Annotated in this window: 22 protein-coding genes; 6 read left to right on the top strand and 16 right to left on the bottom strand. The window is 35.9% G+C overall.

Going from position 1 to position 24,951, the window contains the following annotated elements; all coding sequences use genetic code 11:
* Positions 1 to 7: 7 nt before the first annotated feature.
* The 3 genes from FJR03_RS09490 to purE are packed head-to-tail and all read right to left on the bottom strand — an operon-like array spanning position 8 to position 1,858.
* The gene (locus FJR03_RS09490) at positions 8 to 865 is read right to left on the bottom strand and encodes a damage-control phosphatase ARMT1 family protein (RefSeq protein WP_193113267.1); all 858 of its coding nucleotides are present in this window, start codon (positions 863 to 865) and stop codon (positions 8 to 10) included.
* Positions 865 to 1,338, bottom strand: coding sequence for a DUF3972 domain-containing protein (locus FJR03_RS09495; protein ID WP_193113268.1), 474 nt, complete (start codon positions 1,336 to 1,338; stop codon positions 865 to 867). The genes FJR03_RS09490 and FJR03_RS09495 overlap by 1 nt, the downstream gene beginning before the upstream one ends.
* Before the next feature lie 22 nt (positions 1,339 to 1,360).
* Positions 1,361 to 1,858, bottom strand: a complete 498-nt coding sequence (gene purE, locus FJR03_RS09500; protein WP_193113269.1) for a 5-(carboxyamino)imidazole ribonucleotide mutase — start codon at positions 1,856 to 1,858, stop codon at positions 1,361 to 1,363.
* Positions 1,859 to 1,958: 100 nt separating this feature from the next.
* On the opposite strand from purE, the gene FJR03_RS09505 reads away from it, so the two are divergent.
* Positions 1,959 to 4,187, top strand: coding sequence for a sensor domain-containing phosphodiesterase (locus tag FJR03_RS09505; protein WP_193113270.1), 2,229 nt, complete (start codon positions 1,959 to 1,961; stop codon positions 4,185 to 4,187).
* 7 nt (positions 4,188 to 4,194) lie between these two features.
* On the opposite strand, the gene FJR03_RS09510 is transcribed toward FJR03_RS09505, so the two are convergent.
* Both FJR03_RS09510 and FJR03_RS09515 read right to left on the bottom strand, forming a co-directional pair.
* Positions 4,195 to 5,487 (bottom strand): peptidase U32 family protein, encoded by a 1,293-nt coding sequence (locus tag FJR03_RS09510; RefSeq protein WP_193113271.1) that lies wholly within the window; start codon positions 5,485 to 5,487, stop codon positions 4,195 to 4,197.
* A complete protein-coding gene (locus FJR03_RS09515; RefSeq protein WP_193113272.1) occupies positions 5,484 to 6,164 on the bottom strand; it encodes a chemotaxis protein in 681 nt (226 codons plus the stop codon). The genes FJR03_RS09510 and FJR03_RS09515 overlap by 4 nt, the downstream gene beginning before the upstream one ends.
* A 71-nt stretch (positions 6,165 to 6,235) precedes the next feature.
* On the opposite strand from FJR03_RS09515, the gene FJR03_RS09520 reads away from it, so the two are divergent.
* Entirely contained in the window at positions 6,236 to 7,015 is a 780-nt protein-coding gene (locus FJR03_RS09520) for a histidinol-phosphatase HisJ family protein (RefSeq protein WP_193113273.1), read from the top strand.
* Here FJR03_RS09520 and FJR03_RS09525 read toward each other — a convergent pair.
* Entirely contained in the window at positions 7,012 to 7,455 is a 444-nt protein-coding gene (locus FJR03_RS09525; RefSeq protein WP_193113274.1) for a globin domain-containing protein, read from the bottom strand. The genes FJR03_RS09520 and FJR03_RS09525 overlap by 4 nt on opposite strands.
* Before the next feature lie 247 nt (positions 7,456 to 7,702).
* Between FJR03_RS09525 and trxA the strand changes: the two genes are divergently transcribed.
* The 4 genes from trxA to dapB are packed head-to-tail and all read left to right on the top strand — an operon-like array spanning position 7,703 to position 10,296.
* The gene (trxA, locus tag FJR03_RS09530; RefSeq protein WP_193113275.1) at positions 7,703 to 8,020 is read left to right on the top strand and encodes a thioredoxin; all 318 of its coding nucleotides are present in this window, start codon (positions 7,703 to 7,705) and stop codon (positions 8,018 to 8,020) included.
* Positions 8,021 to 8,023: 3 nt separating this feature from the next.
* Positions 8,024 to 8,524 (top strand): hypothetical protein, encoded by a 501-nt coding sequence (locus FJR03_RS09535; protein WP_193113276.1) that lies wholly within the window; start codon positions 8,024 to 8,026, stop codon positions 8,522 to 8,524.
* Positions 8,525 to 8,538: 14 nt separating this feature from the next.
* Positions 8,539 to 9,477: a thioredoxin-disulfide reductase gene (gene trxB, locus FJR03_RS09540; protein ID WP_193114800.1), complete on the top strand. Its 939-nt coding sequence runs from the start codon at positions 8,539 to 8,541 to the stop codon at positions 9,475 to 9,477.
* A 48-nt stretch (positions 9,478 to 9,525) separates the two neighbouring features.
* The gene (gene dapB, locus FJR03_RS09545; RefSeq protein ID WP_193113277.1) at positions 9,526 to 10,296 is read left to right on the top strand and encodes a 4-hydroxy-tetrahydrodipicolinate reductase; all 771 of its coding nucleotides are present in this window, start codon (positions 9,526 to 9,528) and stop codon (positions 10,294 to 10,296) included.
* Positions 10,297 to 10,306: 10 nt separating this feature from the next.
* Here the strand turns inward: dapB and FJR03_RS09550 are convergent, their stop codons facing one another.
* The 10 genes from FJR03_RS09550 to FJR03_RS09595 are packed head-to-tail and all read right to left on the bottom strand — an operon-like array spanning position 10,307 to position 24,944.
* Entirely contained in the window at positions 10,307 to 12,661 is a 2,355-nt protein-coding gene (locus FJR03_RS09550) for a tetratricopeptide repeat protein (protein WP_193113278.1), read from the bottom strand.
* A 34-nt stretch (positions 12,662 to 12,695) separates the two neighbouring features.
* Positions 12,696 to 14,207 carry an NADH-quinone oxidoreductase subunit NuoN gene (nuoN, locus tag FJR03_RS09555; protein ID WP_193113279.1) on the bottom strand — a complete coding sequence of 504 codons (1,512 nt, stop codon included), beginning with the start codon at positions 14,205 to 14,207 and terminating at the stop codon, positions 12,696 to 12,698.
* The gene (locus tag FJR03_RS09560) at positions 14,207 to 15,769 is read right to left on the bottom strand and encodes an NADH-quinone oxidoreductase subunit M (protein WP_193113280.1); all 1,563 of its coding nucleotides are present in this window, start codon (positions 15,767 to 15,769) and stop codon (positions 14,207 to 14,209) included. The genes nuoN and FJR03_RS09560 overlap by 1 nt, the downstream gene beginning before the upstream one ends.
* Before the next feature lies 1 nt (position 15,770).
* Positions 15,771 to 17,693 (bottom strand): NADH-quinone oxidoreductase subunit L, encoded by a 1,923-nt coding sequence (nuoL, locus tag FJR03_RS09565; protein ID WP_193113281.1) that lies wholly within the window; start codon positions 17,691 to 17,693, stop codon positions 15,771 to 15,773.
* Between the two features lie 3 nt (positions 17,694 to 17,696).
* Positions 17,697 to 18,005, bottom strand: coding sequence for an NADH-quinone oxidoreductase subunit NuoK (nuoK, locus tag FJR03_RS09570; protein WP_193113282.1), 309 nt, complete (start codon positions 18,003 to 18,005; stop codon positions 17,697 to 17,699).
* Complete coding sequence (locus FJR03_RS09575) at positions 18,002 to 18,571, bottom strand: NADH-quinone oxidoreductase subunit J (RefSeq protein ID WP_193113283.1); 570 nt, start codon at positions 18,569 to 18,571, stop codon at positions 18,002 to 18,004. The genes nuoK and FJR03_RS09575 overlap by 4 nt, the downstream gene beginning before the upstream one ends.
* Before the next feature lie 12 nt (positions 18,572 to 18,583).
* Positions 18,584 to 19,201, bottom strand: a complete 618-nt coding sequence (nuoI, locus tag FJR03_RS09580) for an NADH-quinone oxidoreductase subunit NuoI (protein WP_193113284.1) — start codon at positions 19,199 to 19,201, stop codon at positions 18,584 to 18,586.
* A gap of 11 nt (positions 19,202 to 19,212) precedes the next feature.
* Positions 19,213 to 20,202 (bottom strand): NADH-quinone oxidoreductase subunit NuoH, encoded by a 990-nt coding sequence (gene nuoH, locus FJR03_RS09585; protein WP_193113285.1) that lies wholly within the window; start codon positions 20,200 to 20,202, stop codon positions 19,213 to 19,215.
* A gap of 3 nt (positions 20,203 to 20,205) precedes the next feature.
* The gene (locus tag FJR03_RS09590) at positions 20,206 to 22,704 is read right to left on the bottom strand and encodes an NADH-quinone oxidoreductase subunit G (RefSeq protein ID WP_193113286.1); all 2,499 of its coding nucleotides are present in this window, start codon (positions 22,702 to 22,704) and stop codon (positions 20,206 to 20,208) included.
* Positions 22,701 to 24,944: an NADH-quinone oxidoreductase subunit G gene (locus FJR03_RS09595; protein WP_193113287.1), complete on the bottom strand. Its 2,244-nt coding sequence runs from the start codon at positions 24,942 to 24,944 to the stop codon at positions 22,701 to 22,703. Before FJR03_RS09595 ends, FJR03_RS09590 begins: the two co-directional genes overlap by 4 nt.
* Positions 24,945 to 24,951: the final 7 nt, after the last annotated feature.

Raw genomic sequence — 24,951 nt, forward strand, 5'->3', positions numbered from 1 at the left:
AGAATCCTTATGTCAACTTACAGATAATATCACCTATCTCTTTGCCTAAAGAAGATGCTACGACATTACATTTTACTTTAAGTAAGAAACAGATATTTTCTCTTTTTGCTGGGCTCATACATTCGTAATTGCCCATCCCTTTGCTAATCACAAGATCGGCATTGTCAAAAAGTTTTTTTGCTTCTTCACTCGCTCTTTCATACATAAATCCAGGTGTGTTTACACCACTGTCTACTAAGTTACATAGTGTATCAAATCCAGCCTCTTTAGCTTCTTTAATTGTAACATCATTTATGATAGGATTACCACGTACCATATATGAAAACTCTTTTTTAGGATAAAGTTCTTGAAGGGTTTGGATAAAAAGATGATCAAAAATATGTTCACCCACATTGTCACCTATAACAACTATATTTTCTGCTTTTTCCACTTGCTCAGCAAATGATTCAAAATCGTTATGGGCAAAATCTATGTGAAAAATGTTTTCCAGCTCTTCATGCAGATCAAATTCAACCTCGGCAGCAAGGTCAATAACATTACCCGCTACTGCTATTTTTGTAGCTGTTAAAAGTTTATTGTCACTTTGGGAGAGTCTCTCTTTAAGTAAGGGGATGAAAGAGAGTGCTTTTTGTGTAGAGTGTTCTTTTACCTCATCATAAAGATCATACTTATTTGCAATTAGTGCCATTTCTTCATATACATCGGCTGCAATTTCTGGAGGGGTTTGTTCAAAAGAGAAGTTTTCACTCATCTTTTCAACAGTTGAAGTAAGTTGGTTTGAAAGTATTTGATTAGCTCTAATTGCATTAGCTACTTTAAAACTTTGGTTGATTATACAACCGACACATGCCTCATCTATTTTCATTATGAAGTATGCTCATCTATCGCTTTGTTCCACATCAGTTTATATTTTCTTCTCATAAACTCAACCTCTTGTTGAGAGAGTTTGAGTTGTTCTTGAAGTGTATGGATAGTTTTTCTATCTTCATCATAAAGTTCTTGCAGTGAAGCTAACGCTTCTCTTAAAAATTCATTTTCCGTTTTGATGGACTCAATCGTCTCATCTTTGGCATCAAGAACTTTCTCATGAAGATTTATAATTGTCCCTATAGTTTTTTCAACAAATTCCGGTTGAACTACCATTTCATGGGTATTTCTTTGTGATAATTCCTGTAGTTTTGCAGGAACGACAACATCAGTGGCACCTTTTGACGGGTCTATATAACGCACACCATCTTCAACTTTAACACTTAGTTTTCCACGCTCGATCAGATCCTCGATCGCACTAAGCTCAAGTCCTGTTAGTTTGCTATACTCTTCATCACGCATCCACTGCATTGTCTACTCCCGCATTTTATAATTAGCTAATGATAGTTTCTATCTCTTGTGAATCCATCTCAACTTTTTTTGCTTTTGCGATTCTATCTTCTTGTAATTTGATAGCTAACTCTTCATTATCTAGCGCTAAAATTTGCATTGCTAAATATGCCGAGTTAATAGCTCCGGCTTTACCTATAGCTACAGTAGCAACTGGCATTCCAGCTGGCATCTGAACAGTAGATAAAAGTGCATCGATCCCACTTAAAGCAGATCCAGACATAGGTACACCGATAATAGGTTTTACTGTTTTAGAAGATAAAACACCCGCTAAATGTGCTGCCATACCTGCTGCTGCAATAAAAACTTGTGCACCTTTTTTCTCAGCTTCAACTATATACTCTTTAGTTCTCTCAGGAGATCTGTGAGCAGATGAAATAATCATCTCATAGTTTACACCGAAAGCCTCTAATGTGTCAGAACACGACTTCATTACTTCATAATCACTTTTTGAACCTATAACTATAGAAACAAATTTCATACTTTTATCCTTACTTATTTTTACAGCGAAATTATATCAAATTGTTTTTTAATAGAGTTTGATATAATAGCGACGATTTAAATTAAGGTAAAGATAAACAATGGAAGAAAAAGAGCAGATTATCGAGCTATACAGTGCATTATCCCTATGTAATGACACTATCAATAATGTAAAAAATATATCTGAATTATTTTCCCAAATTTGTCAAGATATTCTTACAATCAATCATATCAGTATGGCATGGATCGGATTAGTTGATGAAAATTCTCAACTTAAACCAGTATCATACTGCGGTGTAGGCACTCAATATATTAAAGATATATCTATAAAAATAGAGGATGATATTTTAGGAAATGGACCAAGTGGAATTGCCTATAAACAAAAAGAACCTTATTGGTGTCAAGATTTTCTAAACGATCCCCATACAACCCCTTGGCATGCAAGAGCACGTAAGTTTCACTGGAAATCATCTGCTGCACTCCCTATTGGTACAGCTCATAAGCTTATCGGAACTCTTAATCTTTATTCCGATACTCTTAATGCCTTTGATCAAAAGACACAAGAGCTTCTTTTAAAAATGACATCTAATATTACACATGCTCTTAATGCTTTTGAAAGTGAAGCAGCAAGATCACAAGCAGAAAATGCACTCAAAGAATCCTATACACTTCTCTCTTCAATTATAAACTCTCTTCCGACAAGAATTTTTTGGAAAGACAAAAACTTAACTTACTTAGGGTGTAATACCGCTTTTGCAAAAGATGCAGGAAAGAGTTCTTCTGATGAAATAATTGGAAAAAACGATCACCAAATGCCATGGAAAGATCAAGCAAACCTCTATAATACTGATGATCTTAAAGTGATAAACTCAAAAAAATCAAAACTATTTTTTGAAGAACCCCAAACTACTCCAAACGGAGATACAATCTGGTTGCGAACTTCAAAACTTCCACTTTTCGATGCACAGGGTGAAGTGATGGGAATCATTGGTCTGTATGATGATATCACGGAACAAAAACACTCTGAAGAACGTGTCTTATATATGGCAAACTATGATGCCTTAACGGGACTTCCTAATAGAGCAAAACTTGAATCTAAAATAGAATACAACATCGCTCTATCAAGAAAAAATCACTGGAACTTTGCTTTAATATTTTTAGATATTGACAACTTCAAAGATATCAATGATACACTCGGACATAATGTTGGAGATAAACTCCTTATAGAGTTTTCTAAAAGAGTTCTTGGTTTCTTAAGAGATGAGGATACTATAGCAAGACTCGGTGGAGACGAGTTTATAATTCTTCTACCGATTACAGATGCAAAACAGGCACAAAAGATGGCAGAAAAATTACTCTTTACTGTTTATCAGCCTTTTACTATTGAACAAAATGAACTAACAGTTACTGTTTCTATGGGTATCTCCATATATCCTAATGACGGTGTCGATAAAGAAACCCTTTATAAAAATGCAGATACTGCTATGTATCGTACAAAATATAATGGGAAAAACAACTACTCTTTCTTTACACAAGAGATGCAGATGCAAACTAAAAGAAATTTACTTTTAACAAATGCACTACATAATGCAATCGCACATAATGAACTCTATGTTGTTTATCAACCGCAGATCTCATTAACTACACATAAACTGGTTGGGATGGAAGCACTTTTAAGATGGGAACATCCGGTATTTGGTAGTGTACCTCCTTCTGAGTTTATCCCTATAGCAGAGAGTAGCGGTCTTATCTTGTCAATAGGGGACTGGGTGATGAAAACTGCTGTGCAACAGCTAAAAAACTGGCAAACAAAAGGTCTTCATGATGTTAGTATATCAGTAAATTTATCAGCTGTACAGTTTAATCAAGCAAATTTACAACATAATATTATTCAACTTTTAGATGAAAGCGCTCTTCCTGCAAACTATTTGGAGATAGAACTCACAGAGAGTGCTATTATGAGTAATCCTGAAACTGCGATCAATATTATAAACCAGCTTCACAGCCTAGGTATTAAAATTTCTATAGATGACTTTGGAACAGGTTATTCAAGCCTGAGTTATCTTAAAAAATTCAAGGCCTATAAACTTAAAATTGATCAGTCTTTTGTTCGTGATATTACTATAGACCCTGAAGATAAAGCGATAGTCAATGCTATTATCAATATGGCAAACAGTCTAGGTCTACAAACAATTGCAGAGGGTGTTGAAACTCAGGAACAATTAAAATATTTAGAAGAAAACGGTTGTGATGAAGTTCAAGGATATTACTATTCAAAACCTCTTGTAGTTGATGAGTTTGAAGAGAAATACCTTAAAGGTAAAAAGTAGAGATTCTCTACTTTTTCGGATACGTTCCCATATCAGGATGTGAAGGTATTCTAAAGAATGTAAACGGCGGGAACTTTGTAGGAAGTTTTATAGGGTTAATATTACCGCTATGAACACTCTCCCAAATTTTTCCGTTTTGTGCCTGAAGTTTTGCAAAACTCATATAGACACGTCCATCTTTTTCATATGTTTTACCAAACTCGTTTTCAACAAACTCTATTGTTTCACCTAATGGCATAACAACTTCAAGTTCATCTCCCGGAAGTGTTTTATATTTACACATGTAATACTCGCCGTCTTCCGTAGATTCACCTGTTACCTGATGAGTACCAAGCTGCATAGTAAAATCTAAACTTTGCGTATCATGCTTCTCAAACGGACGAGAGATAAGATAAGCATCTGTATAACCGCGGTTTTGTAAAGATTCTAGCTCATACTGATACTTAGCAATATCCTCTTTCCCTTCATAATAATCATCAATAGCCATTCTATATGCTTTAGCTGTAACTGCCGCATAATAAGATGTTTTTGTACGACCTTCGATCTTTACACTGTCAACTACACCGCTGTCAAGAATCTCTTTAATGTGCGAACCGAGATTCAGGTCTTTTGAATTCATAATATATGTACCGATACCCTCATCCTCTTCAAGTTTAAAAAGAGTTCCTGTTTCAGGATTTGCTGCATACATTTCATAAGGGAAACGGCAGTCATTTGCACAACTTCCACGATTTGGAACACGCCCGCTTTGAAGTGTCGAGATCAGACATCTTCCACTGTATGCAAAACACATACTTCCGTGAACAAACACTTCAAGTTCAAGCTCAGGCAGCTCTTTTTTGATCTCTTTTAAATCTTTTAAAGAGATTTCACGAGCTGTAATAATACGAGTAGCACCCATATCCGCATACACTTTCGCATCTAGAACATTCATTACATTGGCTTGTGTTGAAAGGTGCAACGGCATATCCGGTGCAATCTCATGTGCTAATTTTAAAACACCTGGAGTTGCTACAATAATCGCATCAGGCCCCATCGCTGCTATTTTTTCAATATGTTTTTTTAAGAGATTTAATTGAGAGTTAAAAGGGAAACCGTTGATCGTAGCATATACTTTTTTTCCTCTCTCATGGGCATACTTGATCCCCTCTTCAAAATCTTCATAACTAAATTCTTTACCGCTTCTAATACGTAAAGAGAAGTGACTTACTCCTCCATATACCGCATCTGCTCCAAAATCCAGAGCAATTTTTAACTTTTCCAGCGTACCTGCCGGAGATAATAATTCTACTTTATTCATGCCTGTCCAAATTGTTCTAATAATGCTTCTATATCTTCTGTTGAAGCAAGTTCATCGTTTTCATCACCCTCAATATGTTTTGCGGAAGAGACACGGGCAGTGTCTTCTACTTGTGATTCAAATAGTGAATTCATATAATGAGATAATGTTCTCATCACATTAATAACACGTTCAATTTTTTGACGATGAATATCTTGATACTGCATAATATCCATTACGTTCATGATCGAATCACCTGAATTTTGTAACATCTCTACTACAGATTCTGCTTCTGCTAAAGCATTCTCATTTTTTTCAAGTTGTGTTTGAAATGTACTTACATCCGGAAACTTTTCACTCAATGTCGTAAAAAGCGTGACATTTGATTCTAATATCTCTACAATATTACCAAGCTCAGTTTCTTTATCCATAAGGTCATTGCTAATATTTTCTATAATATCAAAGATCTCTGATGCTTTCTCTTCAGACTCTTTTGTAACATCATCGAGTTGATGCACTACCTTATTTTCATTAGTTGCAGGAGGTCCCCATTTTGGTGGAACTTTACCTTCCATTTCTGGTTCATTTGAAGTATCTTTTTCTAGTTCAACTTCATCATTTTGTGCCACTTCTTCATCTTCAACACTATCTAGGTCAAGATCGCCACCCATCAATGCATCTAGTTCTTCTTGAGTCATCAAGATCTCCAAAATTGAATAATTTATTAATTAACACTATAATAACATAAAATAAATAATAAAAGGCACACATGATCGTTGATTTACACAACCATACACCCCTATGTAATCATGCAGAGGGGAAGATTGATGAGTATATATTAGAAGCTGTTAAAGCAGGCACGAAAGTGTTTGGTTTTGCCGATCATGCACCAATGGATTTTGATCCTAAATATCGTATGAGCTTTGAAGAGATGAGCTGTTATGAAGCAGATGTTTTAGATGCCAAAAAAAGATATAAAGATCAGATAAAGATTCTGCTTGGATATGAGGTTGATTACCTTGAAGGGCATATGGATAAAAGAGTACTAAATGCAGATGTTGATTACCTGATCGGTTCTGTTCATTTTATTGATGAATGGGGATTTGACAACCCTGAGTTTATAGGTCAATACGAACATGAAGATATTGATGAAATTTGGAAAAAATATTTTTTAGCAATTGAAAAAATGGCTAAAACAAAACTGTTTGATATTGTAGGACATCTCGATCTTATAAAGGTGTTTAAATTTATGCCCAATAAAGATATTGTAGAGATTGCAAAAAATGCACTGCTTGCTATTAAAGAAGCTGATATGACTTTGGAGATTAATGTTGCGGGATATAGAAAACCGATCGGTGAAGCGTACCCCTCCAAAGAGTTACTTCAAGCAGCATTTAAACTAGGGATCCCAATTACATTTTGTTCAGATGCCCATAAACCTGAGCAAGTGAACCTTTATAACGATCAAGTTATTAAACTTGCACGTGACGTTGGATATAACGAGTGTGCCTATTATGAAAACAGAGAGCGAAAATTTTTAAAATTTTAGCTCTTCGTATTTACTAACCACATCGAAAATATATCGAGATAATTCCAAAAAGACTCTATATATTCAGGCGTAATTCCCTCATCCACCAATGCTTCTAAAAGTGGTTTATAGAGTGCTAACCATGACTTTCTGGCATGTTCATCTATACGAAACGGAGCATGACGCCCAACCATTTGATGTTGACCTCTTGTTTGTGTGAAGTAATCAGGTCCACCGCTGATTTCGACTAGAAATGCGAAAGCGTGTTCTTTTGCCTCTTCAAAATCTTCATCATCAAAAACTGGAAATAAAAATGCGATATCACTTGTTTTAATAGCTTCATAGTGATCATATACAAGTTTCTTAAATCGCTCTTCACCTACTTCATGTAAAAAACCGGGATGGGGCTTTGCAACAGGTGGTCTAACACCTATCTCTCCATCAGTAATTTGTAAATCCACAATTTACCCTTTTTTCGTTGATATTGCATAAATTATACAAATTTATATTTATTATTACTTGATTTCAATCAAGAAACTTACAATATTTACTTATTGTATAACAAATCTTCTCACATAAAAGTACCTTTATTTGCCCATATTATTAACAAAATTCTAAAAAGAAATATGTTGTGGAGATATAAAGTTAGCTTTAATATTTCCCTTTGTATAATACTTACATACAATAAATGTAAAAAAGGAAATCCGAATGGGTAAATATATTGAATTAACAGGTGCAGATTTTGAATCAACAGTAGCAGAAGGTGTTACATTAGTAGACTTTTGGGCTCCATGGTGTGGTCCATGTCGTATGATTGCTCCAATCATCGAAGAATTAGCTGAAGAGTTTGACGGAAAAGCTAAAATTTGTAAAGTAAATACTGATGAAGAGCAAGACATTGCTGTTAAATTCGGTATTCGTTCTATTCCAACTATTCTTTTCTTCAAAGATGGTGAGATGGTTGAGCAAATGGTTGGTGCTGCTTCTAAACAAGCGTTCGCTGATAAACTTAACTCTCTTTTATAATAGATGCAAGAAAAAAGGGAAAGAAAAAAGGGTACATCTCTTTTTTCTCTCTCAACACTGCTGGCTTCTTTTTTCGGTGCTGCTATGATAGCCGGTGCCTTTGCTTATTTTAACTACAAATTTTCAGAATATAAATTTATAAACTTCAAAGATTGGGTCTTTTACGAAAAGCAGGATCTCTTTATTCCTAAAGAGGATAAGTATCTTGTAATTTTTTACTCTTCAAAACAAAAAAATACTACAGAAAAGCTCTCAAACTTAAAAACTGAGCTCCCTGTAATAGCCATAGATTATTACAACGATATTGCTCCAAACACCAAAAATACAACATTTTTACATTCAGGAACTGCAACAAGTTTAAAGTTTATTCAGCGCTTTAATATTTACGAAATACCATCTATTTTTTTTATAAAGAAACAAAAAGATTTTCTTTATAAACAAGATAGTATGATACACAAACTCGATAATTTAGATGAGATTTCAAACAAAATAAAAACATTATAGAAGGATTTTAAATGATACTTGATTGTGCTATTGTTGGTGGTGGACCGGCAGGTCTTACAGCAGGACTTTATACAACTCGCGGCGGATTAGAAAACGTAACTATGTATGAAAAAGGGATGCCTGGCGGGCAAATTACCCAAAGTTCTGAAATTGAAAACTATCCTGGTGTTACAGGTGAAATTACTGGTATGGATCTTATGATGCCGTGGCCTGAACAATGTCAAAAATTTGGTCTAAAACATGACATGGTAGAGGTTACTCGTATTACTAAAGAGGGTGATGTTTTTACAATCCACAAAGGTGATGGCTCTAGCGATCAAGCACACTCTGTTATCGTAGGAACTGGTTCTTCTCCAAGACGTGCAGGTTTTAAAGGTGAAGATGAGTTTTTCGGTAAAGGTGTAAGTACATGTGCAACTTGTGATGGTTTTTTCTATAAAGGAAAAGAGGTAGCTGTTATCGGTGGTGGTGATACTGCTTTAGAAGAAGCACTTTATCTGGCAAAAATATGTGCAAAAGTATATCTTATCCATAGACGTGATACTTTCCGTGCGGCACCCAACACTGTTAAACGTGTAGAAAATACTGAGAACATCGAACTTGTAGTAAACTCTACACCTGATGAAGTTTACGGTGATGCTATGGGTGTAACAGGAGTGCGTGTTATCAATACTAACGGAGAGACAAGAGAGATTGAAGTACCGGGTGTATTTACGTTTGTAGGTAACGATGTAAATAACCAAGTACTTATCCAAGAGGATGGAAGTTTCCTTTGTGACGTAAATGAGCAGGGACAAGTAATGGTTAACTTAAGCATGAAGACTTCTGTTCCTGGACTTTTTGCAACAGGTGACATGCGTGTTGAAGCTCCAAAACAAGTTGTAAGTGCAGCAGGTGACGGTGCAGTTGCAGCACTAAGTGCAATTAGTTATGTTGATGAACTTTTAAACTAAGAGATGCTACTATTTCAAAAAGTTTTTTCATAAGATAAAGGATAATAGATGATAAAAGTTGGCGTATTTGGGGCAAGCGGTCGTGTAGGAAAACTCTTAATCGAGGATTTAAAATCGACTCAGGGGATGAGTGTAAGCAGCGTATATGTACGTAACTCTTTAGACTTTACTATAGACCCTTCTGTTCTAGTTACATCTGATATGCACACGTTTTTAAACGGTTGTGACATAGTAATAGACTTTTCACTCCCGGAAGCTTGTGAGAGTTTACTAGAAGAAGCTGTAAAAACACCAAGACCTCTTGTTATTGGTACAACTGGTTTAAATACACACCAACTAAATCTTTTAAAACAGGCGAGCGAAGTTATGCCTGTTTTATACGCTACAAACATGAGTCTGGGTGTAGCACTCTTAAATAAACTTGTATATCAAGCTTCAAAAACTTTAGAGGGGTTTGATATCGAGATCGTAGAGATGCACCACAGACATAAAAAAGATGCACCAAGTGGTACTGCACTAACACTTAGCGAATCAGCAGCTGCAGGTCGTAACCTTGATATAGATAAAGTACGTGTAAGCGGACGTGACGGTAATATCGGTGAAAGATCAAGTGATGAAATCGCTGTTATGGCACTTCGCGGCGGTGATATCGTAGGTCGTCATACTGTAGGTTTTTATAATGACGGTGAGTTTATAGAACTTAACCACACTGCAACAAGTAGAAACACTTTCTCTAAAGGTGCTATTCGTGCAGGAAAATGGCTTGCAGATAAAGAAGCGGGACTTTATTCTATTTCTGATTGTTTAGAGTTAAACTAAAAATCTAACTCTAAATATTTTTAGCACTTTGTGCTAACTTCGCCCAAGCAGAGTTCTTATCTGCGGCGATAGCCTCATCATACGCTTTTTGAGCTTCACTATCTTTCCATAACTTACTATAGACACTTCCCAGTAAATATTTTTGACGTGCTCTATCGCTTGTTGAGAGTTTTACATCATCTAAAGATTTAATTACCTCTAAGGCATTTTCATAGTTATCTTTATTCATGTATGCCTGGTATAGAGAAAACTCTATATAAGGCGTTTGTGCATGTGATGATGTACGTTTTTGCAAATCATATATTTTTTTACCGTATTTAATAACCATATTGTCATCTTTTTTTGCAACACCTACGGCAACCATATTTGCATATCTGTCTATATCCTTATAACTATCTTTAAAAACTTCTTCAACTTTTACGATCGCATCAATCATCTGATCTTGTTTTTCTAAACGATTATATGTGTCAAAAAGGATTCTATACACTTCTAAATATTTTTTATCATTATCAAGCTCTATAAGTGCCGTTAAATCTTTTGCAGCTTGGAGAACATCGAGATAATTTCCTGTGGCAAAATCTACTTTAATATATCTAAAAAGCCATTTCTCTTTCTCTTTGGCATCTTTAGTATCAATATTTTTAACAGTCATCTTTTTTGCTAACTGATAATCGCCACCTATCATAGCACACTCATACACACTGTCATCCCATTTGCTTGAGAGTGTAACGTTATGTTCACTAGATATTATAAGAACCTCTTCACAGTTTTTCTTCTCTAACGACTCCTGCATCGCCCCGATAGCTGCTGTTTCTATAACAGAAGGTACTTCAGTATATGTTGTTTGGTCTAATGCTAAGAGTTTTGATTTCAAGTTTAGAACCTGAGCATATTTGCCTAAAGTGTTTAATAGTTTTGCTTTTTCATACAATGCTTTTGAACCAATCGAATCGTTTTGGTATTCTTCAATCAGTTTATTAAACTCAGCTAGTTTTACACTGCTGTTCATATCGTCTACATCAAAGAAAAGTTGATCTTTTGCTAATTCAACTTCACGCAGATAATCACCATCTGGGAACTTCTTCATATAACTGTTAAGAGCATCTAATGCTGCTCTTTTTTCAGTTGTGTGTGCTAGATATAGCCCTTTATGAGCCAGCACCTCTTCATACTCATCATAAGTAGGATTAATTGCATCAAATAAAGCAGAATCTATATCTGCAGCACTCTGATATTCCCCTGCTTCAAATAACTCTTTAACAAGCTCAAGAGAAGCTTTTAAATCCTCTTTAAAAAACTCTGGTTTTACTTTTAAGATCTTATCTAGATATTTACTTGATTCTTTAGGTGATTCTTGAAATACTAAGTTGGAAAGATGATATGCAGCATCTACTGCTACGTCTACATCTTTTGTTTCATATAAAGCTCTTTTGTAAAATTTTTCAGCTTGTGAAGCACCGCCTGACTCCTCTAGCGCTTCCCCTTTATAGATAAATCCGTATTGCGCATATTTATTTCCGGCATGTTCACTGAATAATCTATCAAAGAAATAATCGGAATCGGAACTTAACCCTATTTTCGAATACCCATGTGCAATTAATGAGAGCACTTCGGCAACATTTTCATCTGCCGAATACTCACGTAAAAAGATTTTTGCATTTGCTATAACATTGTCATAATCTTTTAATTTTGCATAGATTTTAATTTTGTAGTAAAGCAGTTCAGCTTTAAAAAGTGTATTTGGATATTTTTTGAGTATATCATTTGTAATATCTAAACATCTTTCATAGTCTTTTTGTTCAAAATATTCTTTTACTTTAATATATTCAGATACATCCTCTACTCTTTTGATCGAAACAGGATTTCCTTTAATATCCAAACTACCTACATAAGGCAATTTGTCCTGCTCCATATAAAAAGGGAAATTAATAGCTAAATCTGAGCGTTGATCTTTTTTTACCAATGGAAATTTTTCTTTATACCCTATCACTATCCAGCTGTTGCTTAACGAAACTTCTGCAGTAAAAAGTGTACTCTCTTCTGTCAGATCAAATATATTTGCATAGAGCTTCATCTTATGTTTTGGTTTTATTGAGAGAAAAAAAGTACCGTTTTGTATAAAAGTATTCACTTTAAAAAACTCATCTTCTAGATGTTTGACATCTTTAGACGATCTTTTTGAAAATGCACACACAATCTCTTTTGTTTCCTCAAATTCATTTTGTAAAGCTTTACAAGTAAATTTGCTTTGGTCATTAAGATGTAAAGTAGAGTATTTTATGAAGTTGTCTTTTGCACTGTCAATCGAGATCTCAAGTGCAAAAGAGAAGATAGGTATAAGGGTTAAGAGTATCCATTTAAACAAATCTCTTCCCCTTTTTTATTGAAATTATTATCTATTAATAACCACTGTTGTATACAAAAGCCGAAATAAACTCTAACAACGGATTTACAGCTAAGAAAGCAAAAATTGTTCCTAGTACTGCTATACCAATGATAGTATTTAACGGTTTTGTAGCATTTGCTACATATAGCTGACCACCATCATTATCGATAACTGGTTCTTTCATGAACATATATACAATTAGTTTTAAATAGTAGTAACCTGCGATCGCAGAGTTAAGAGCCATTATAAGTGCTAAGATCGTGTATCCGCTTGTTACTGCAGAAGAGATCATATATAGTTTACCCCAGAACAGTGCAAACGGTGGAATACCTGCTAAACTTAACATAAACAGTGCCATGATAAGTGCACTAATAGGTGCAGTTTTGATCATACCCGCAAATTTATCAAATGAGTGATCAGACATCTGATGCTCACGTAGATGTTTTTGTCTTGAGATCCATAACATTGAGAATGAACCAAGGTTTACGAATGAGAACAGTACCCAGTATAAGAACAATGCAGTATTTGCTTGAGTTGTTCCGATTAGGATAGCTGCCATTACAAAACCAGCATGAGAGATTGAAGAGTATGCAAGCATACGTTTCACATCTGTTTGTACAAGTGCCCAAAGGTTAGAGATAGTCATTGTTACAACAACAAAGATGTAAAGAATAACTTCTAACCAAACGATATCACTGTGAACTAGGAATTCAAAAAGTCTCATTGTTACAACAAATGCTGCAATTTTTGGTACGATTGACATATATCCAGCCATTGCTGCAGAACTACCTTCATAAACGTCAGGTGCCCATGTATGAAACGGTACAAGTGAAAGTTTGAAACCAAAAGAAGCTAACATAAACACTACAGCTACAAGTACGTAACCGATATCTGCATAGTTGTTGTTTGCTAATACTAAAGCAATTTTATTGATCTCAACTGAACCAGTAAGTGCATAAAATACCATCGCACCGAAACTGTAAAAACCAGCTGCTAAGGCACCCATAGTAAAGTACTTAACTGCCGCTTCAAAAGATTTGTCACGGTTGTGCATAGCGATCATTGTATAAAGCGCTAAAGATGATGTTTCTAAACCTACAAAGATAAGGATTAAATTATCAGACGAAACCATAAACTGGAATCCACCGATCATAAACAGGAACAATGCGAAGAACTCGGGGTATGAGAACTCGTGGAAACGCTTGTGTGTTAATGCTAATGGAATAAACAGCATAGACGCTAAAACAATAATAAACTGAGAAAGTATCGCAAGTCCATCGATAAGCATTAAATCAAACACACCCATAGTGACACCACTTTGAGTAAAGATCTCACTTGAATCTACAAGTGCGATAAAATCCATTCCTAAGAATAATAAAGAAAGTACTACATATAAACTTTTATGAAGACCACCTTTAAATAGATCAACAACTAAAATTAATAGTGCTCCAATGATAGGTATTAACATTGGTGCTAGAGTCATTAAGTTTAACGACTCTACAGGGATATTTATTGGTGATAACATTAATGTACCTCCTTAATAGAAGATTTTGCAGCAATAACTATCTCTTTTGATTCAACAAGATTAGGGATTCTCTCTTTTGCTAAATCAGTTTGTGATTTGTTATGCATTAATTGAACAATTGCTTTTACAGAATTATCAATCGGCTCTAATACAGGTTTTGGATATACACCTAACCAGATTGTGATAACAGATAATGGGATTAATGCAATAAGTTCACGTTTATTTACATCTGGAAGATTTTTATTCTCCTCTTTAATCTCATTACCAAAGAACATTTTTTTGTATGCTGATAACATATAGATAGCACCAACGATAATCGCAGTACCAGCAAGTAGTGTCAACATATGTGATTGTTGATAGAATCCAAGTAAACTTAAGAACTCACCAACGAAGTTGATAGTAAGTGGCATACCAACAGAAGCCATTAACATGATTCCAAAGATAGTTGCATATCTAGGCATAACATTCGCTAAACCACCAAACTCACTCATCATCTTAGTATGACGTCTGTCATAGATAACACCAACAAGTAAGAACAGTGCACCTGAAACAACACCGTGTGCAATCATTAAGAAAATAGAACCAGAGATACCTTCAACGTTTAATGCAAAAGTACCAAGGATGATAACACCCATGTGTGAAATTGAAGAGTAAGCAACAACTTGTTTAATATCTTCTTGAGCATATGCAACCATCGCTGTATAGATAATCATGATGATAGCAATAATTGCTATTGGCACCATAAAGAATGCTGATGCATCCGGGAACAGTGGTAATGAAAAACGGATAAACGCATATGTACCCATCTTAAGTAAAATAGCTGCAAGGATAACAGAACCGATAGTCGGTGCTTGACCGTGAGCATATGGTAACCATGTATGGAATGGGAACATTGGAACCTTGATTGCAAAACCGATAAAGAATGCTGCAAATAACCAAAGTTGGAATGTTTCCGGTAAGATAAGTCTATACCAGTCAAGTAGAGCAAAACTCCATACACCAGTAGCTTGGTAGTAGAAAAATGCCATGAAAAGCATACCTACAAGCATTACAAGTGAACCTGCAAATGTATACAGGAAGAATTTAATTGACGCGTAAACACGAAGTGGACCACCCCATGCACCAATGATATATACCATTGGTACAAGTGAAAGTTCCCAGAACACGTAGAATACGATTGCATCAAGAGCTGCGAAAACACCAATCATAGTCATCTGTAAGAACAGTAATGTAATGATCATGTTCTTAACATTTGGAGTATCAGTAAGTGATGCTATACCAATCATTGTAAAGAATGAAGCTAAGATGATAATAAATAAAGAGATACCATCAACACCTAAAATATAGTTAATACCATATGCAGGTACTAAAGGTAACTGCTCCATAAATTGCATACCAGAAACATTGCCGTCAAATGCAAACCATAGCCATAGTGAAAGTGCAAACTCTACAATAGAAACACTCACACCAAAAGCACGGATACTCTCTTTTTGGATCATGAACCCTAAAATACCCGCTAATGCTGGAAAGAAAATTAAAATTGATAAAATATGATCTATCATCTTACATTACTCCTAAACCTGATAAGATAGCTTTAATCTCATCAATATATCTAACTGCTAATCCAAAAACTACAGCTAAAGATAGTAGTACTACAGTACCACCTACCATCCATTTTAACATCGTAGAAAGATTTCCACTTTGCATACCTCTAGTTTTCTCACCTGTACCATAAAGAATTCCAGCAATACCGTCAACTGTTGCATCAACAATTTTAAGATCAACTTTTTTCCAGAATAGTTCTGAGATCTCTCTATACGGCTCTACTATAAATTTTTCAAAAGCATGTGGAATATAGTATTGGTTGTATAACACTTTGTATACAAAACTTTGTTCCATTTTACTTGAACCATCTGGAACTGTTTTCCAAGATGCATATTTTTTATAAGCAAAAAGTACCGCTAAAATAACAAATACTTGTGTACCTATTGTCATTACCCAATAAACTACAGGATGGTGAATATGGTATTCAATTGCCGGTAATAAACCAGTTACCATCTCAAAATATGATAGTTTTAATGAACCTGCGATGATCGCTAATAAAAGTAATGGACTCATTGCAACAAGCATAAATTTATATGCTTCATGTGGGTGAATACCAAATAGTTTGTAGCGCTCTTCACCGTGGAAGATAAGAGCTACTAGTCTAAATGAATAGAACGCTGTTAAACCTGCAGTGATTAATAACACTGAATAGATAATGTAATGGTGTTCAACAAATGCCGCTTCTAAGATTAAATCTTTTGAGAAGAATCCAGCAAGTGGGAAGATACCAGCTAACGCTACTGAAGCAAGAGTCATCATAATGAATGTCCACTTCATAACCTTTTTAAGTCCACCCATTTTAAACGGATCAAGTTCGTCGTGCATTGCGTGCATAACATTACCAGCACCTAAGAATAATAGTGCTTTAAAGAATGCGTGAGCCATAAGGTGGAAAAGTGCTACCCAGTATGCACCAAGACCAGCTGCTGCGAACATATACCCTAACTGTGAAAGTGTAGAGTAAGCAATAATTCTTTTCATATCACGGTTAACAAGTGCCATAGATGCTGCAAAAATTGCAACAAATGCACCAAGCGAAGCGATGAATAATCCAACATTTGGAATTAAGTCATAAAGCTCGTTTGAACGGATAACTAAATATACACCAGCCGTTACCATTGTTGCCGCGTGGATAAGAGCCGAAACAGGAGTTGGACCTTCCATTGCATCTGCAAGCCATGTATGTAATGGGAACTGAGCTGATTTACCCATAGCACCGATAAATAAGAAGATACCAATCCATACAAGTGTAGCTGTATCTAAGTTAGCCATTGCAGCGAACGCTTCGCTATATTGAAGTGTACCTGTGTTCCAGTATACTAAGAAGATACCGATTAACATACCAAGGTCAGCGATACGGTTCATAATGAACGCTTCGTTTGCTGCCCAAGTTGCGATCTCTTTGTGGTACCAGAATCCGATTAGTCCCCATGAACAAAGACCAACACCTTCCCAACCGATGAAAAGACCAGCGAAGTTGTCACTCATTACAAGAACCATCATAGAGAATACGAAAGCAGATAACCAAGCGAAGAATCTGTTAAAACCTGCATCGTGGTCCATATACCCGATAGAGTAGATATGTACAATTGTTGAAACAAGTGTTACAACCATCATCATAGTTACAGATACTTCATCTACAACAAAACCAAACGGAATGTAAAGATCACCCGTAGCCATCCATGTCATCATCTCTACATGTACCGGCTCACCACCACCAAGTATGTGAGCTAAAAGAATAGAACTACTTACAAATGATGTAAATATTAGTAAACTTCCTACAATACCAGTAAAAGTTTTCTTTGGTGTCGCTGTAAAAAGCGCTGAGAACAAAGAACTTACTAGTGGTGCAAAAAGTGCAATGTATAAATATTTTTCCATATTTTATCCCCTCATACTTGCCATAGTTTCTAAGTCAACATTGTTATGACGTTTGTGCCATACAATTAAAAGACCAAGACCAACTGCAACTTCTGAAGCAGCAATAGCAATAACAAAAAATGCAAACATCTGACCAGTTAAGTCAGCATAGTAATGTGAAATCGCAGCAAAAGCAATATTTACAGAGTTTAGTAAAATCTCAGTTGCGAAAAACAGTAGTAACAGGTTCTTTCTTTTCATTACACCCACTAAACCAATAGCGAATAGAATTGTAGATAGAACAAGATAGTGATTTAAACCTATTTCCATCATGAAAGCACCTTTTTATTTTCTTCATATTCACGAATCTCATCAGCATCCATTAATGTCAATGAAAGATCCATTTTCTTACCAGCTAAGATAATACCTGCAATCATAGCTACTAAAAGCATTACAGCAGCTACTTCAAACGGGATAAGATATTTTGTAAATAATACAACACCGACTTGTTGTGTATTTCCAACATTATCAAGTACCGGAGCAAAAGCCATCATATTGTCAGACACAATTGGAGCTGCAAAAATTGCAACAACTAAAATAGCTGCCAATGTAGCCATACCAACGATGATATATTTATTCCCCTGCTTCTCTTTAACTTCACGTGTAGTATCAAAGAACATCATACCAAACGCGTAAAGAGCCATTACAGCACCTGTATAAACGATAATTTGTATCGCACCTAAGAAATCAGCACCAAGGATAAAGAAAAATGCCGATATAAAAATCATTCCCGCTGCTAATGCAGTTAATGCATATAACGCTTGAGATGTCGTTACCGTGATAAAGAACATCGCAATTGTTAAAAATGCAAACAAGTAAAACGCTACCGCTTCAAACATAATCCAAACTCCTTAATATGCTAGAGGTGTTTTCTTAACACGCTCATCTTCATGTGGTGTAATAGCACCGAAACCTTCAAACTCTTGTTGAGCTTTCGCTTTCATAGTGTCTATCGGTGTTAACATATCATCATAAAGGATGAAATGCTCTCTCTGGTCACTTGCATTCTCATACTCACCACCGTGTGTAATAGCAAGCTCAGGACAAACCTCTGCACAATAACCACAGAAGATACAACGACCTAAGTTGATTGAATACTCTCCAACCTCTTTTCTTTGGTTCTCATCGTATCTTGTCTCCATACGGATACAGTTAGAGATACAGATCTTTTCACAAAGACCACAACCGATACATCTCTCAGCATCACTTTCCCAAAGACGCTTCATTTCATGAACTGCACGGTATCTTGGACCGATTGGCATCTTTTCAGCCGGATATTGTACAGTGTGAATGTCAGCTTTGAACATCTCACGAAGTACAACCCAAAGACCTACAAAAAGCTCCCCTTTAAAAGTTCTTTTTGCTACACGCTTGAACTTACCCCAAGGAGTTGTGGGATAATCTTCAATATCTACTAAATAGTAGCCACCTTCTGCTACATTTCTATCATTAAATGGTTCCATATTCATCCCATATCCCCTTAAAACATCATCACAAAACCAGTGATTACAACATTAATCACTGCGATTGGCATAAGCACTTTCCAACATAACCACATAAGTTGATCCGGTCTTACATCTGGCCATGCAGCTCTAGTCCACAGGAAGAAGAAGAAAAAGAATGCAACTTTAGCAAGTAAACCAAGAGCTCCTAGTAAACTACCGTCACCGTATCCACCTAAGAAGATAAGAGGGATAACAAATGAGATAAAGAACATATTTGCATATTCACCGATGAAGAAAAGACCCCATCTCATACCAGAGTACTCAGTACCGAAACCATCAATAATTTCGTGATCATTTGCAATTAAGTGGAACGGTGTACGACCAGTTTCAGCAAAAGCTGCAATCCAGAAAAGTACAAATGCTACAGGCTGTGACCAAACGATCCACTCTGAAATTCCACCTGCTTGGTATTCATTAAAATCAATTAATGAAAGTGAACCAACCATCATAATTGGAGCTAAAATAGATAAACCTGTTACAACCTCATAAGAGATAAACACAGCAGCCGTACGAGCAGCAGAGATAAGTGAAAACTTATTTGCTGAAGCCATACCACCAAGAAGCGGTCCGTATAGACCAACAGCCATAATACCTAAGATGTATAAGATACCGATATTGATATCTGAAACAATCGGATGAACTTCATATCCAGCAATTGTAAAAGACGGTAAAAATGGAATAGCAGCTGCAGCCATAAATGCAGTAGCCGCTGTAATTACCGGAGCTATTTTAAAGATTTTTGCAACAACGCCAGTTGGGATAATATCCTCTTTTGTAAAAAGTTTAATACCATCCGCTGCAACTTGCAATAGACCGTATGGACCAACATTCATAGGTCCAAGACGGCGTTGCATAAATGCTAATATCTTTCTTTCGAAGTATGTACCAATACCAGCTAATGCTGAAAACACTAGTAAAATTACAACAACTTTAATTATCGTTTCTATTAAATATGCGCTATCCATACACTACACCTTTTCTATCGAAGCTGAATTAAAACGATAACCGTCAAATAAAGCCTCTGAATTTAATTTTGAATCAAAAGTAGGAAGAACTACTATTGAACCTGAGATTTTGTTATCACTAACTACAGCAGCTGTAAGCTCCCCTTTATTAGTTTTAACTTTAACTGTATCACCCTCATTAAAGTCTGAATTAGATAAGAACTCTTCAGACATATATACACCGCTTACTTCATCAAGTTCAGTAGCTTTGTTAGTAAAATCATTAAATTGTCTTACCGGATTAGCAAGGTAAATTATACTACCTTCTAACTTGTCCTCGCTGAATTTAGCAACAGTTTCATCGCCAGTTGGAGTAACTGCTACATTTTCTAACACGTAACCTCTTACCTCTGTTCCGTCATTTTCATAATGGTTTGGAAGAGTATCAAATTCAACTGCTTTAAACCCTTTTTCAACAGGAAGTTTTACAGTGTAGTTAATTACATGCTCTACAGTTTTTTCAGAGTTAAGTTCAAGTGCATTAGCGATATCATTTAACTCATAACCGTTGTATGATACTGCTGCATTTGTAGGGTTAACACGTTTATTGATAGATGTTAATGTACCCTCTTGCTGATTCATAGCCGGCATATCTAGATCACCGTCACCTAAAGCTGAAAGTGTGTAGTCACCTTTTACGTTGTAACCGATAGTATAAGAACCGGCTGTATCATCAAGTTCACAAATTAAGCTTACACCTAAACTATTTGTAAGTGCAGGAATCATTGTTACTTCAAATTTAGAGTATTTCTCAATAAGTGCAACAAGTCTCGCTAGATTTCTAGAGTTTGGATGCGTATAAAGATCAGGTCCAACCATAAGTGCAAAAGTCTCTTTTTTCTTTAGGTTTTTCTCTAAATTTTCCATAAATTTATCATCAGCACCAAGAAGTTCTAATAGTTTGTTTTCATCAACAGTAACCTCTTTAGAAACTTTCTTAGGTACCATCTTAGATTTTTCTACTTCTACTTCTTCCTCTTCACCTGTCTCTTCATTAACTTTCATCTCTTTTACGATCTCTACAACTTTTTCTTTAATTGTCTCTTCAACCGTAATAGTTTTTTCAGAATGGAAAGATGCTAAGTACTCAGTAATATCGCTTGGCATTGCTGCTTTATCACCAAATAGATCAAGTACTAAATAAAGTGCAATCTCTTCTTGAAGTGGAGCATGTTCAACCGTCATAATAGACTTACCAAGACCTTCAATAATAGGATCTTTAACAGGGTGGAAATAAAGTCCCGCACCTTTATTTACAGTTAAAGAGTTATTGAGTGCATATCTTGCATTTGGATTATCTGCTTTTAGTGCTGAACCAACAGAAACGATAAAGTTTGAATCCATTGTTACTTTTAAATCAGCACCATATAATGATGTTCCACTTACTTCAGAGTAATCTTTTAAGAAAGCTTGGAACGCTTTTGCTTCATCATTAACAAGTTTGTAACCAAATTTTTCCTTCATAGATTGAAGCAGGTATGCCTCTTCATTTGTGATCGTAGATGTAAACTTGATAGTATCTGCTTTTTTGAAAGCTTCTATCGTCTTTGCAAATGCTGCTTCATCTTTTGTTGCAGTTGCATTTTGATAATCAAAACCATAACGACCTGCACCACAGAGAGATACATAGTTCCACTCATTCATTACACGATAGATCTTTTCAGTATCATCATGTAAGCTTGTGTGTTTTACATCATAAGAGATCTGACATCCCGCAGAACAGTGACCACAAGTTGCAGGAACTTGTTTTAATTCCCATGCATTTGATTTGTACATAAAGTGAGTATCAACGAGCGCTCCAACAGGACATACAGCTGCACACTCACCACAAGATGTACAATCAAGTTCATCAGTACCGTTAGTTAAACCGATAACCGATTTGTTTAACTTGTTCCACATTGCATAAGCATCTTTCGGCATTGTCTCTTTAAACTCTGCATCGATACCTTCAGCACCGCGAGCAATAGTTTTTAAAGAGTTGTCACCGATCATATCTTTACATGCAGTTACACATCTTTCACAAACGATACATAAGCCCGGATCGTAGTGTAAGTGTCCCCAGTCATGAGCACTTCTATCTACATCTTTGATCGCATAGCTTTGAGAATCTACTTCAATCTCTAAAGTATAGTTTTGCAGTTCACACTCACCCGACTGATCACAAACACCACACTGTAATGGATGGTTTACATCGTAAACTTCCATAATTGCACGGCGCTCTTTTTCAATGTTTTCAGTCGTAGTTGTGATATTCATCCCATCTTTTGCTTTAGCGTTACAAGCATATACTTGTTTCCCATCAGCTTCAACAAGACAAATACGACAAGCTAGAGTTGGAGAACATCTCGTTAGATAACATATTGCCGGTATAAAAATATCGTTCGCACGAGCAGCGTTGAGTATATACTCACCCTCTTGCGTCTCAATCTCACGACCATCAATATTTATACTGATTTTACTCATGATACCACTCTTTCTATCTTGGATTTTGCGAATCTATATGCACTCATTGTTTCTGTATCAAATACAGGGTTAAGTGCAATAGTTCCTTTTAACTCACTATCAAGTTTAAAAGTTCTTGTTAATGTTTTTGAACCAAATGTGATCGTAACTTTGTCACCATCAGAGATTCTTGCAGCTGTTGCGAACTGTTGTGAACCTCTTAATGCATCATCTTTTGGTAATTGTGTTGTTTTGTTTGTATAGTTGTTAAACTGTAAAACAGGATTAGCGTTATAGATAATAGTACCGTTATACTCCGGTAACTCCTCTACATCTTCCAGTTTTGCTGTTGCTTCAACTTCAACTTCATCTAAAAGGTAACCTCTTATGTCGTCACCTAACGGGCTTAGGAAGTTTTCTAAGTCATCAAACTCTACAGCTTTAAAGCCTGTAATATTTGCTAACTCTTTCGTATAGTCGATCGTATTCTTCGCTTCTAAACCTAAAGCGTTTGCAATGTCATTAAGTGTATAACCTTCAAAACCTAATGCAACGTTTAAAGGTAATACTCTATTGTCAATACTTACAACAGATCCTTCTTGTTGGTTAAGTGCAGGTACTGCTAAATCAGCAGAGCCTAAAGATGAGATAATAAAGTCACCTTGTTCGTTATAACCAACTACATTAGCAATGTTCTCATCAGCATCTAAATCACAGATCATGCTTACACCAGTAGTATTCACTTCAGATGGAACTACTACAAGTGAGAAATTTGTATATTTTTCAATAGTTGCTGCTAATTTTGCAATATTCTCTGCACGCTCATGTGCTAAAACATCACTACCGATTACAAGTACGTTATTTTTTGCACGAGCAAAAGATTTTTTCATAAATTTCAGCTCATCGTCACCTACATTGCTCTCTGCAGACAGGTTCCCAAGGTCTAAATTATCTAAAAATGCTTTTGTATCTTCATCAACATCAACATTTTCTAAAAGCTCATTAGCGATAAGTGCAAGTACACCCTCTTCAGAACCCGCTTCATATTTCATAAACTGTGTAACTGTGTTTTGTAATAATGCATCTTCGATCGGGTGTGCATATACAATTTTTGCACCGTTGTGACGAGATGCAGTTGTTAGTGCATATCTTACACCCGGATTATCAGTTGCTATTCTTGAACCAAGTACAATTACAGCCTCAGCTTGTTTAATAGCATCTAATGAACCGCTGTGGTGTAATTTACCGCTTACAGAGCTGTATGCTTTCATAAAGTCAGCATATTGTTTTGCATCTTCATTGAAAAGTTTTAGACCAAGTGTCTCTTTTAACTTTTGTAAAATGTACGCCTCTTCATTTGTAATCATAGAACTAAAACGGATAGCACCTGCACTTTTTACAGCCTCTACAGCCTTGTTGAATGCAGCTTCATCACTTTTTTGTTCATTGTTAAAATCAAATCCGAAACGCCCAGCTCCACATAATGAAGTAAATTCAAAATTGTTTTTTACTCTATGGATAGCATCGTCACCGTTTAGACCAGTGTGTTTTACTTCATACTCTAATGAACACCCTGCTGAACAGTGTGCACAAGTTGATGGTACACGTGAAAGTTCCCATGCATTTGCTTTGTATTTAAAGTCAGTGCTTACAAGTGCCCCAACCGGACAAACTGCAATACACTCACCACAATATGTACAGTCTAATGTTTCAGAGTTTTTAGGGATAATAGTTGAGCTGTATCCACCAAAATAAACGTCAATTGCATCATCACCGATTGACTCATTACAAACGTGTGTACACTTTTCACACATGATACATAAAGCCGGATCATAAGAGATAAGTCCCCAGTTTTTCACAGTCTTATGTTGCTCACGTGCAGAGAAGCTTTGAGAATCAACTCCAAACTCTAAAGTCATGTTTTGCAGATCACACTCACCTGACTTATCACATACACCACACTCTAACGGGTGGTTTACATCATAAAGTTTCATGATGTTTACACGCTCTTGCTCAAGCTCTTTAGAGTTTGTTTTTACCTCAATACCTTCAGTTGGAGGAGTATTACATGAAAGTACGAAACCCTCAACCCCTTCAACCTCTACAGAACAGATACGGCAAGATGCACAAGGTGATGTTTTAGAGATATAACACATAGTAGGGATATAGATCCCTGCTTTGCGAGCTGCCTGTAAAATAGTCTCACCTTTTTGCGCTTCTACAAGTTGACCGTCGATTTTAAAATTAATTGTTTTACTCATCCAGCCC

The sequence above is a fragment of the Sulfurimonas marina genome (genome assembly GCF_014905095.1).
In the GTDB taxonomy this organism is placed as follows: Bacteria; Campylobacterota; Campylobacteria; order Campylobacterales; family Sulfurimonadaceae; genus Sulfurimonas; species Sulfurimonas marina.